This is a genomic window from Methanocalculus taiwanensis, from assembly GCF_024372745.1.
Taxonomy (GTDB): Archaea; Halobacteriota; Methanomicrobia; order Methanomicrobiales; family Methanocorpusculaceae; genus Methanocalculus; species Methanocalculus taiwanensis.
This window is the reverse complement of record NZ_VOTZ01000037.1, coordinates 1-11,745: the sequence shown is the minus strand read 5'-3', so window position 1 is coordinate 11,745 and position 11,745 is coordinate 1. Positions and strand designations below refer to the sequence as shown.

The following is an 11,745-nucleotide window of genomic DNA, read 5'->3' as shown; positions in this document are numbered from 1 at the left end:
TAATTATAACTCACAAAACGATAAAGCTTTCTGTTTGGATTAAAGGAGGATCAGGAAAATAAGTCGAATGTGTAGCAGGATGGTGTGGTGATGGTATGAGGTGAAGTTAGAAAATCACAAAGTCAGGGCATATGGGAGATGGAAGCTGCCTGTAAGCGCTTGTCTGAAGAGGTTGAATTAGGCATGTTAACCTGAAATTGACCCCTCGCCCCTCCGGGGGGGCACCGCCAACCCCCCTCCGGTTCTCAGGGTGGGCGGCCTTCGGCCACCGAACGGGGCTCGCCGCCCCGCAGAGAGGATGGGAGCGCTCCCGCGCTTATGGTGTTGTATTGGATCGCTGAAGAGACCAAATCGATATTTTTACTGAGATCAATCCATGCTATCCATGCTATTCATCCTATCCACCCTATAGTTTCCTTGAACCAACCCCGCCCGGATCAACCGTTCATTCAATTCCTCAAATCCGTCTGACTGCGTGTTACTATAGGGGATTCACTACCCGTGATTCACGATCCGTCATCGCGGGAAACAATGAAGGATCTGTGTGGATATGGCAGTCGGGGTAGATGGAGCCCAAATTGCCGTTAAATGAATAAAATAAAGGAAGATGGATGGATTGTGGGAGTGAATGAATGAATGAATGAATGAATGAATGAATGTATCCATGCACGTGTGCACCTGGCGCCGAAAGGCACATCATTACGCTTAAATGGATGGGATGCATTAATTATCTTTATTGAATGGAGAAGGCGGCCATCGGCATACACATTCCTGCATCGATCCTCTCGTTAACGGGACGTTGGTCGCAGAGTCAATTTCCCGATCAGGGTTCTCTCGATCAGATAACCCCCAATCAGGAAACTCCCAATCAGATAACCCCCAATCAGGAAACTCCCAATCAGGAAACTCCCAATCAGGGAACTTCCAATCAGGGAACTTCCAATCAGGGAACTTCCAATCAGGGAACTTCCAATCAGGGAACTTCCAATCAGATAACTCCCAATCAGGGAACTTCCAATCAGGGAACTTCCAATCAGGGAACTTCCAATCAGGGAACTTCCAATCAGGGAACTTCCAATCAGATAACTCCCAATCAGGGAACTTCCAATCAGATAACTCCCAATCAGGTATTGGTGCAGCAGAACAGGATGCGGGCCGGCCAGTATCATCTCAGGAGGCTGTGAACGTGGGATCAGTCATGTCCGGTACAACCTCATATTCCCCTACGGATAGGGATACACACACATCTCATCTCAGCGAAGATTCGGATGCTCTCTCCCGAACAGGAGACCTGGGTTTGACCCTCGTCGCGATGCCCGCCTACAATGAGGAGAAGTACATCGCAAAAACGGTTCTCGGCGCCCGGAAGTATGCTGACCGGGTCTTAGTGGTTGATGATGGCTCAACCGACGACACTGTACCGATTGCCGAAGCACTCGGCGCCCTCGTCGTCCAGCATGAAACGAACCGGGGCTACGGGGGCGCCCTCCAGACCATCTTTGCCACCGCACGCGAGCTGGGCGCCCAGGAGCTTGTGATCATCGACTCCGACGGCCAGCACAACCCGGAGGATATAAAGCGGCTCCTGAGCGAACTCCGAGAGGGTAACGACGTCGTCATCCCGGTCGCCGGTACACAGAGTGGCTTCGGGGCTTATGGGCAGCGGGCGATCGAGGCGATCCGGCCCGGCGGGAACGGCGTCTACGCCGGGGCCGATATCCTGGCGCAAGTGCACGGCATGAAGGTTGCCGGGATCCCCTCCGGGACGGCCGCGACCGACGGGGCCCGCTATCGCGGGAAGCGGATCGCCGTGGTGATACCGGCCTACAACGAGGAGAAGTTGATCCAGGGAACCTTGGATGGCATTCCGGATTTTGTCACCAGGATATATGTAGTGAACGATGCCTCGACAGATATGACCGGGGCGATCATCGATAACTACGCTCACTACAACGCCCGGGTTGTCCCTGTCCACCAGAATCCTAACCAGGGACCGGGAGCAGCGGTCATATCCGGCTATTCCCGGGCTCTCAGTGATGGGATAGATATCGTTGCAACCATGGACGGCGATGGCCAGATGGATCCCCAGTACCTCTCCAAGTTTCTGGATCCCATTGTTGATGGAAAATGTGACTTTACCCTTGGAAACCGTCTGGCTTCTTCAGAATACCGGGGCCGGATGAGTAAGTGGCGGTTCTTCGGCAATGCAATTCTTACGTTCCTCACGAAGATTGCATCGGGCTACTGGTCTATGATGGATCCCCAGAACGGCTACACTGCGATCTCTCGCCGTGCCCTCAAAAGAATTGAATTCAAGGACATGTACCCCAGATATGGTTACCTGAATGATCGGTTGGTCCGGCTGAACATTCACGGCTTCCGGATAAAGAATATTGCTCACCCTGCGAAGTACGGCAATGAAACGTCTACCATCAAGTATGGTCGCTATATCGTTCGGGTTTCAAATCTCCTCCTCCGGACTTTCCTTCGGCGGCTTAAGATGAAATACGTAATACTCAGCTTCCATCCTCTTGTATTTTTTTATCTTTTTGGATCGATTCTAGCACTAATCGGGATAGTTGGCGGAGCGATTGCATTGTGGGAAAAATTTGTTATGGGGTACTCTGTTCTTTTCGTTCATGGTACTCTCTCGATGCTGGCATTTATGCTTGGGATTATGTTCCTCTCATTTGCAATGCTTTTTGATATGCAACAAGAGGTAGGTATATAGAATTGATTTGACAGATGAGGTAACTCTAATGTGTGGTATTTTTGGAATCGTAACCCCAAATCTGAACAATTGCTCTGAGAAACGTGTCAAGTATATTGCCGATAAGTTATTTGTTTTCTCGGAGAGCAGAGGTAAGGAATCTGCAGGGTTAGCAATAAGGACAAGTAAGAACTTGCAAGTATATAAGAAACCCGAACCAGCTTCTCACATGATCTTGACTAAAGAATATATTCAGTTTGTTAATAATGCCCTGAAAAATGAAGTTTCCGATAAACAATATCTCGCTATCATTGGCCATTCAAGACTTGTAACAAATGGAATTAAAGATTCAAATTCAAATAATCAACCTGTAATGAATGGCTGTGTTGTTGGAGTGCATAATGGAATTATTGTTAACAATGATAAACTCTGGGAGCAGTGCCCAGAAATACATAGGAGTACGGATGTTGACACAGAGGTTTTTCTGGCGCTTCTTCAACACAATTATAATCTCACAAAATCACTTGCATCAAGTTGTATTAAAACGTTCTCTGCTATCGAAGGATCCGCATCTGTCGCTGTTCTATTTTCAAATATGGATAATTTACTTCTAGCAACTAATACTGGCTCCTTATACATTACTCAGGATCTAAGTAAAAATCTTTTTATTTTCGCATCAGAGCAGTATATATTAAATCAACTGGTTCAAGATGTGAGGATTAACAATGGGTTAAATTTCGAAAAAATTTCCCAGATTGGGCCAAACCATGCATGTATTGTAGATATAAATAATTTGAGTAACTTGGCTTTTTCATTAAACCCTGAGCAATACAAATTTGAATTGAAAGAGAATTGCGCCGAAACATCTGTTGAAGTGTTGGATCTTTCACCTAAAACATATAATCAGGACATGAAAGCTCGAAGAAACTCGCACACCTTATCCCTTGAGAATAGAGTTAAGCTTGAATGTATGATAGAGGATCAAATAAAAAATTTACCCGAACTAAAGCGTTGTACATGTTGCATACTTCCAGAAACATTCCCTTTCATAGAATTCGATGAAAAAGGTGTATGCAATTATTGCAAGAACTATTCAAAAGTAGACTATAAAGGGAAAGACGCGCTTGAAATGATTATTTCAGAGTTTAGAAGTGATAATGGGGATCCAGATTGTCTTGTAGGATTTAGTGGAGGGCGAGATAGCTCGTACATGTTACATTATGTTAAAAAAGTGCTTAAATTAAATCCAATTGCCTTTAGTTATGATTGGGGTATGGTAACAGATCTTGCCCGAAGGAACCAAGCTAGATTATGTGGAAAACTTGGAATTGAGAATATAATTATATCGGCAGATATTGAAGAGAAGCGTAAATATATTAGAGACAATATACGAGCATGGCTGAAACGTCCGGATTTGGGGATGATTCCCCTTCTTATGGCCGGAGATAAACAAATGTTTAATTATTATCCTTATAAGTTAATGCAACAAACAGGTATCAATTTATTCTTTAATGGCTCTAATCAGCTTGAGAAGACTGGTTTTAAATTGGGTTTCTGTGGGATAGAAGAATCAATCAATCATAATAAAGGTCAGTTATACACAGGTATATCATTAACCAATAAACTCCAATTGGCACTATTCTATGGAAAAAATTATTTATTAAATCCATCTTATATTAATTCTTCAATCATTGATACACTTCATGCATATTATACATCATATTTCATTCCGGATGTCTCAACGTATTTTTATAATTATATCTCATGGGATGAAAACGAAATTGTATCGATTTTACGGAAGGAGTATGATTGGGAGATAGCAACAGATACGACAACAACATGGAGGATTGGAGATGGAACGGCTTCATTTTATAATTATATCTATTATATTGTGGCTGGATTCTCAGAAAATGATACATTCCGGAGTAATCAGATTAGAGAAGGAATCATTACTCGTGAAAAGGCTTTGAAGCTGGCAGAAGAAGAGAATAAACCCAGAATTGAGTCTCTCGAATGGTATGCAGAAACAATAGGATTTGATCTTGAGGATGCTCTCACTATTATTCATTCAATCCCAAAAATGTGGGACAATATCTGGTGAATTATTATGCGTTTATTATTATCTGTAGAACACCCCGCTTGGGTCCACCAATTCCGATATTTAATTAAGGAATTAACGAATAAAGGGCATGAAATCAAAGTTGTTGCGATTAGAAAGGATGTTACGTGCGAATTACTTGATTATTTTGATATACCCTATGAAATAATATCTGAAACCTCAGGGAAAAATTTTGTTGAAAAAGGTTACGTTTTTTTCAATACATTAGCTAAAATTTTCAATATAAGTAGGGAATTTAAGCCAGATATGTATATTGGAAGGTATTCACCCATGATGGCTATAAATAGTTTTTTATTTAGAAAACCTCATATAATATATGAAGATACTGAACATGCATTATTTTGTTTAGCAATTTGCAGACTTTTTTCGAATGTAATTGTCACATCAACTAGTTTTACAAAAGATCTTGGGAGTAAACAATTGAAAATTGAAGCTTATAAAGAATTATTTTACCTACATCCAAATTATTTTTCGCCAAATAATCAAATCCTTAAAGAAATTAATGTGGATGAAAATCAACGATTCATTATTGTAAGATTTGTCGCCTGGGATGCTCATCATGATATTGGTCAGCATGGAATCAGTGACAAAATAGGACTTGTGAAGGAATTGGAGAATTACGGTCGCGTTATCATCACCTCAGAGGGGGTCCTTCCAACCGAGCTTGAAGAATACCGGATGCGGGTCTCGCCGGAGAAGCTGCATGATCTGCTGTACTATGCGACTCTGTATGTTGGGGAGGGTTCGACTACGGCATCAGAGTGCGCCGTGCTTGGAACTCACGCGATCTATGTCAATACCCTTCGGTTGGGCTATATTAATGAGGAAGAGGAGAAGTACAAGCTTGTATATACGTTCTCTGATCCTTTCACGATGGAGGAGGGGGTGCTTGAGAAAGCTCAGGAATTATTGCGTGATCCAGATCTGCAGGCAAAAGGGAAGGTGAAGCGGGAGAGGTTACTGGCTGATAAGATTGATGTAACAGCGTTCATGGTCTGGTTTGTAGAGAATTATCCGGAGAGTGCTACAGAGATGAGAAAGAACTCTAGGGTACAGTATTCCTGTATTTCTGTTGTGGGTGATGAGCGATGAACACATTATCGTCAGGATTATCTGCATATTACTCTTTCATTTTCGCTAAGATGAGATTTTACATCATCTGCCCCTATTCCATTAAAATAACAAAATTTTCGTGTTACAAATTATGTTTCAGACAACAAACCCCCTCTCAGCAAAAGATCCTATCTACAATTAAAGGCCGTTGGCATATCCTATCCCACAGAAGAACACACACTGAACCTCGACTCCAGAGATCAGGGGTCGTCTGGTATCACGATTAAACAAAAAGGATTCATAAGAATGGTTAAATTACTAATCCACATGTTCTTTGTGATTAGGCAAGATTATATCAAGAAAAATTTTAAACAATCGCACAAATGAGGTAATAAAAATGAAGGTTATTGGAATTCATGATGGACACAATGCTTCAGCCTGTTTAATTGATGATGGGAAAATTGTCTATTGTATTCAAGAGGAAAGATTAACAAATAAAAAAAACTTCTATGGTTTTCCTGAGAAAAGTTTGAAAGAGATCTTGAGAATAACAAATCTTGAAATTAAAAATATTGATAAATTTGCATACGCCTCTAATCATACTGCAATTGGAGATGGTGATGTTCTTCGTTCATACAAACAATCCCTTTCTTTAAAATCTCGAATGTTGGATTTAGGAGTTAAAACTCCGTTATATTCATTTTATAAAAATAAAATAAAAAAAATAAGAATAAAGAATCTCGTGGATTTGGGTGTTAACCATAATAATATTACCTTTGTTGAGCACCACCTCTGTCACGCTGCAACAGCATATTTTGGTTCTCCATGGTGGAAAACAGAAGATATACTTATTTTAACAAATGATGGATCGGGTGATGATCTCTGTGCAACTGTTTCAGTTGGGGATTCTGGATCTATTAAGCGAATCGCAGAAACTCCTAAAGGTAATTCTATAGGGAATATCTATTCAAGAACTGTTTTTTTATTGGGATTGGTTCCATGGGAACACGAATGGAAAATAATGGGTATGGCGCCATATGCACCTATCAAAGGTGTTCAACAGAGTTATAGCAAATTTAAACAATATCTTACTATAAATAATGAGGAGCTGACGTTTTCCAGAAATATTTCAGAACCAACACATTGGATATATCCTAGATTACGACGTGATCTGGAGTTCCATCGGTTTGATTGGATCTCTGGTGGTGTTCAGGAAATGACAGAGGATCTTCTCTGTCGGTGGGTAACGAATGCTGTAAGTAAAACCGGTATTCGTAAAGTTGCCCTTTCAGGAGGCGTATTCATGAACGTAAAAGCTAATAAACGTATAATGGAGCTTGATTGTGTTGATGATATCTTCGTTTTTCCTTCATGTGGAGATGAATCAAATTCAATCGGAGCCGCTTTCTGGGCATATGCAGAACTATGTAAAAAATATGGAGAAGATAATAATATCGAATCTATTAGAGATATTTACTATGGGAATAGCTTTACAGAACAAGAAATAAGAAGGCTATTAGATCAAAAAGGAAAAATGTATAACTTTAAGTATTTTAATAATATTGAAAGTGAAATTGCACAAATTATTGCGGAGGGTGGTGTTGTGGCAAGGTGTAAGGACAGAATGGAGTTTGGAGCTCGGGCTCTTGGAAACAGATCAATTTTAGCTGATCCATCAAACCAATCTTGTATACGAACAATAAATATGATGGTAAAAAAGCGAGACTTCTGGATGCCTTTTGCTCCTGTCATATTGAAAGAACGAGTATCTGAATATATAATCAATCCAAAAAATGTTGAATCGCCCTATATGATGCTATCATTTGACACAACAGACAAAAGGGAGGATTTCATGGCCGGTGTACATCAGGCTGATCTAACTGCCCGGGCACAGATTCTCGAAAAGGAATGGAATAGTGGATACTATAAGGTCTTACAAGAATTTGAGAATATTACTGAGAGAGGTGTTTTGCTAAATACATCTTTCAATTTGCATGGTTATCCAATGGTTAATGGTCCCGAGGAGGCTCTTTGGGTATTTGAAAACTCAGGGTTGGAATATCTTGCTCTTGGAGATTTTATAGTATCTAAATAATAGTGGACAATTATGTTGAGGAGCGTTCTATGGATAATTTCTGAATAATCAATATAATGGCCGCCATCATACTCCAAACATTCACAAATGACACCGACACCACCTGCCGTGTCGCGCTTGCAGAATCAGGATATGTGGCATCACAATCACTTGTAAGGGACGTTCAATAGAGTCTTGAAAATTTGCAATTGTTTACAATTGTAAATGGGGAGCTGACGAAATGATTGTGAAAAATACCGAAATGCTTGTATTTTTTAATGGCTCATTAAAATCAATAATTTAAAGGTGTTAGCATGGGAAAAAGTCTCTTAGTTTGTGCTCATAGTTATAGTAATTTTCAGAAAGAAGCAATTAATTTAGTATCAGATATGTTTGATTTCGTAAATGTTATTGTTAGAACGAATACATTTGTAGAAATTGGAAAACATTCCAGAATGAAATATTTTAAACCATACTCTTCAGACTATAAAATTGATCTAAAGGATAAGCCACAAAATGTGAATATATATCCTGTATCAATTCCATATTTACCAACAGATCGTGGTTATAAATTATTGGGAGAAAAGCATCTCTACCGAGTGAAAAAGTTGATAAACGAAAATAATATTAATTTTGATTTAATACACTCTCATTTTACATGGTCAGCAGGATATGTAGGTGCAAAGTTGAAGGAAGAGTATGGTGTCCCTTTTGTTGTAAATGCTAGGGGCTATGACATTTATTCTTTACCTTTTAAAGATGATGAATGGAGGTCAAAAATTACATATGTACTGGAAACTGCTGATCAAATTATTACAACAAGTGAGAGTAACTTACCCTATCTAAAAAAATTATATATCACCTCTCCAATTCACGTTATCCCAAATGGTTTTCGAGATCAATTATTCTATCCTAGAGACATACAAAGAACCAGAATTGAATTAGGTTTACCAAGCTCAATAAAAATTTTATTAGCAATTGGAAGTCTTAGAGAAATAAAAGGTCATAAATACCTAATTGGGGCTATGAGCAAAATTAAACAATTTAGAGATGATGTTATCTGTGTTATTGTAGGTGAAGGTGAATTACAGAATGAGTTGCAAAAAATCATTCTATCGTATGGATTGCAGGATCTAGTTTTTTTGAAGGGTGGAAAGCCCCACCATCAAATTCCGGATTGGCTTAATAGTTGTGATTTGTTTATATTACCAAGTCTTCAGGAAAGCTATGGGACTGTACAGGTCGAAGCAATGGCTTGTGGAAAACCAGTTATTGCAACAAAAAATGGTGGTAGTGAATGGATTATTAATTCTGATAAATATGGCATTTTAGTTGAACCTTCAAATTCAGAAGACTTAGCAGATAAGATCTTGGTGGCACTGGACAAAGAGTGGGATAAGGAAGCTATCCTAAAGTATGCAGAGCAATTTAACTGGAATAAAATTGCCGTCGATATTAAATCAATATATGATAAAATTATATGATAGTCTGAATAAACTTTGGAAAGGGTTGAATGATATACTTCATTGTTTTATTAAAAAAAATTTGGGGAGTTTTTATCCAATCATTATATTTCAGAAATAATTATTTATGGTGTTGATATATGTTTCAAATCGTCATAAAGAAAATACAATTGGCTGTATTGAACGATCTTGATACATATAGTTCAATAATTGGAATTTTGTGCGGTCTTTTAATAATCTCAATGTATCTCTTCATAAGTAAGACCATCCACCTTCTGATGTTAGGGCTTGCGCTATCTCTTGCATCTCTAATTTATTTATTAATAAAGAATCGTAAAAATACATCTGATACATTTGTTTCAAAATCAATAAAAATTATAATTGAAGTTACATTTTTTATTTTATTTGTAGGGAGTTTACTGATTCTGCATGTAAATACTGATCGCCCATCAATTTATTTTATAATAATTGCATTATCCTCAGGTTTTCTTGCTTTATCCATTCTTTCCGTACAAACACGAATTGAGATATCATTACAGATCGTAAAAATATTTCTTGTGTCATTTAATTTGAAGTATTCTCTATTTCTCTCTTATTGGGGGGTAGGAGTCGATTATTGGGGACATCTTCTTGATAATTATAATCTAACTCAATACGGCTTCATTGAAGTATTATCTGGAAAGGAAGTATATTTCCCTCTTATGCATATCCAAGTTGCAGTCAATCAGATAATTACTGGATCTCCAATTAAGGATGCAACGAATTTTGGCATAATTATACCGCTTGTTTGTTCTTCAGTGTGCGTGTTTCTGATAGCTCAACGACTTCTGAATGTCAAGATTGGCCTTCTTGCTTTGTTATTAGTTAATATATCAGACTTCCATATAATGTGGGGTTCCTCTCCTCAAACAACGACGTTTGGGATTGTTCTCTTTTTTTTCTTGATCTATACTATTATAATTGCATCATTAACAACAACTCATCGTATGTTATGGTCCATGCTGTCATTAATAATTTTAGTAAGTATTTCATTAAATCATGCAATTTCATCTTTTATAACGTTTTTTACAATCTTAGGATTACTTATTGGATCTATTATTTATAATTTTATATTTAATAATGAGCGTCATTATATTCCTCCGATAATTTTCTTTTTTCTTTTTTCCATCATATTAATTCATCATTGGGATATCGCATTATATCATGGTCTCGAAGGTGAAGTTAGCTTTTTTGAAAAGATTTTATCTGGCTTCCAGTTTGATTTAACTGAATACGCAGGTTTTTTGAATAGGCCAGAGACAATTCCAGAATATATAACCGCACTTCCCCCTTTTCTTGAGAGGGTTGCAGAGACAATAGGATTAACAATTTTGATTGGATTTTCTGTAATAGGAGGCTTGTTCTGGCTATCAAATAATTATAAAAATAAATTAACATTTTCAATATTAATATCATCTGTGATCATTTTATTCGTCACTTTTGCATTTCCTATGATGGGAATCAGAAATATTATGCCTACCCGATGGTTTGCATTTATCTACTTTTTTTTAAGTATATTAGCAGCATTTGCTATTATTATTTTATTAATGAAGACTACAAACCATTGTTTTAGAATAATTGGTTGTTTCTTATTAATATTTATTTTAACTTTTTTTATGACTGCAAATACCATTTCAAATTTAGATAGTCCTCTTTGGTTGAAAGAATCTTCAATTTCAACAACATATACTTATCAAGAAGGTATTGGAGCTGAATCTATAACAAGGATATCAAATAGGGTAATGTCCGATACAAGGTATTTTTCACTTGTAAGTCGAACAAATTATCAAGCGGAAGCTATAACTTTTCAAGAAGAACAGCAATTAGGTAATACACCCGATACTGTTTTTATGTGGAGAAACTATATGCTGAATCGGCCCATAATGCACTTTCAGAGAATTGAAAACTATGATAGGAGAATAAAAGGGACAAAAATTTTGGGAATAGAATTTTTCAAGGATTTAGAAAAGTATAATAAAATTTACATGAACGATGGGATTACTGGCTATTATTTACAATAATTTTGTTTTCATCTGTTTTCGCTCATTTAATTTTGATCCACTTGGCTCATCTAAAAGTGATCCACCTTACTACCAATCTTGTCTTCTCACAGATTAATTCTGTGGTGTCTATCGCTGCCGAAAACTGGTGCCAGTCATATTTGTTTTCGCCGATTCCTTTTGATCCCCCCTTTATATAGGTGCGCCGATCCAAATTGATCCCCCTTTTTGCCAAAAACCGCCACTTCCCTTTATATAGGGTCTGAGGTGGCACAAAGGGTGAAACA

At 38.2% G+C, this 11,745-nt stretch carries 8 protein-coding genes; 6 read left to right on the top strand and 2 right to left on the bottom strand.

Annotated elements, in window-relative coordinates; genetic code table 11:
• Window positions 1-788 precede the first annotated feature (788 nt).
• Window positions 789-1,169 carry a pentapeptide repeat-containing protein gene (locus tag FTO68_RS11255; RefSeq protein ID WP_255333511.1) on the bottom strand — a complete coding sequence of 127 codons (381 nt, stop codon included), beginning with the start codon at window positions 1,167-1,169 and terminating at the stop codon, window positions 789-791.
• Window positions 1,170-1,297: 128 nt separating this feature from the next.
• Between FTO68_RS11255 and FTO68_RS11250 the strand changes: the two genes are divergently transcribed.
• The 6 genes from FTO68_RS11250 to FTO68_RS11225 all read left to right on the top strand — a co-directional run bounded on the left by FTO68_RS11250 (window position 1,298) and on the right by FTO68_RS11225 (window position 11,479).
• Window positions 1,298-2,731, top strand: a complete 1,434-nt coding sequence (locus FTO68_RS11250; RefSeq protein ID WP_255333510.1) for a glycosyltransferase family 2 protein — start codon at window positions 1,298-1,300, stop codon at window positions 2,729-2,731.
• A 7-nt stretch (window positions 2,732-2,738) separates the two neighbouring features.
• Complete coding sequence (locus FTO68_RS11245) at window positions 2,739-4,811, top strand: hypothetical protein (RefSeq protein WP_255333509.1); 2,073 nt, start codon at window positions 2,739-2,741, stop codon at window positions 4,809-4,811.
• Window positions 4,812-4,817: 6 nt separating this feature from the next.
• On the top strand, window positions 4,818-5,921 hold the full coding sequence (locus tag FTO68_RS11240; protein WP_255333508.1) for a DUF354 domain-containing protein: 1,104 nt from the start codon (window positions 4,818-4,820) through the stop codon (window positions 5,919-5,921).
• Between the two features lie 358 nt (window positions 5,922-6,279).
• A complete protein-coding gene (locus FTO68_RS11235) occupies window positions 6,280-7,977 on the top strand; it encodes a carbamoyltransferase C-terminal domain-containing protein (protein WP_255333507.1) in 1,698 nt (565 codons plus the stop codon).
• Between the two features lie 293 nt (window positions 7,978-8,270).
• Window positions 8,271-9,440 carry a glycosyltransferase gene (locus tag FTO68_RS11230; protein ID WP_255333506.1) on the top strand — a complete coding sequence of 390 codons (1,170 nt, stop codon included), beginning with the start codon at window positions 8,271-8,273 and terminating at the stop codon, window positions 9,438-9,440.
• Window positions 9,441-9,697: 257 nt separating this feature from the next.
• Complete coding sequence (locus tag FTO68_RS11225; RefSeq protein WP_255333505.1) at window positions 9,698-11,479, top strand: hypothetical protein; 1,782 nt, start codon at window positions 9,698-9,700, stop codon at window positions 11,477-11,479.
• A gap of 46 nt (window positions 11,480-11,525) precedes the next feature.
• On the opposite strand, the gene FTO68_RS11220 is transcribed toward FTO68_RS11225, so the two are convergent.
• On the bottom strand, window positions 11,526-11,745 hold a 220-nt coding region (locus FTO68_RS11220), incomplete at its 5' end, for a hypothetical protein (protein ID WP_255333504.1).

Coding starts and splice junctions, on each gene's coding strand:
- FTO68_RS11235 (WP_255333507.1), top strand. CDS start 6,280: ATGAAGGTTATTGGAATTCATGATGGACACAATGCTTCAGCCTGTTTA.
- FTO68_RS11240 (WP_255333508.1), top strand. CDS start 4,818: ATGCGTTTATTATTATCTGTAGAACACCCCGCTTGGGTCCACCAATTC.
- FTO68_RS11255 (WP_255333511.1), bottom strand. CDS start 1,169: ATGATACTGGCCGGCCCGCATCCTGTTCTGCTGCACCAATACCTGATT.
- FTO68_RS11230 (WP_255333506.1), top strand. CDS start 8,271: ATGGGAAAAAGTCTCTTAGTTTGTGCTCATAGTTATAGTAATTTTCAG.
- FTO68_RS11225 (WP_255333505.1), top strand. CDS start 9,698: ATGTTAGGGCTTGCGCTATCTCTTGCATCTCTAATTTATTTATTAATA.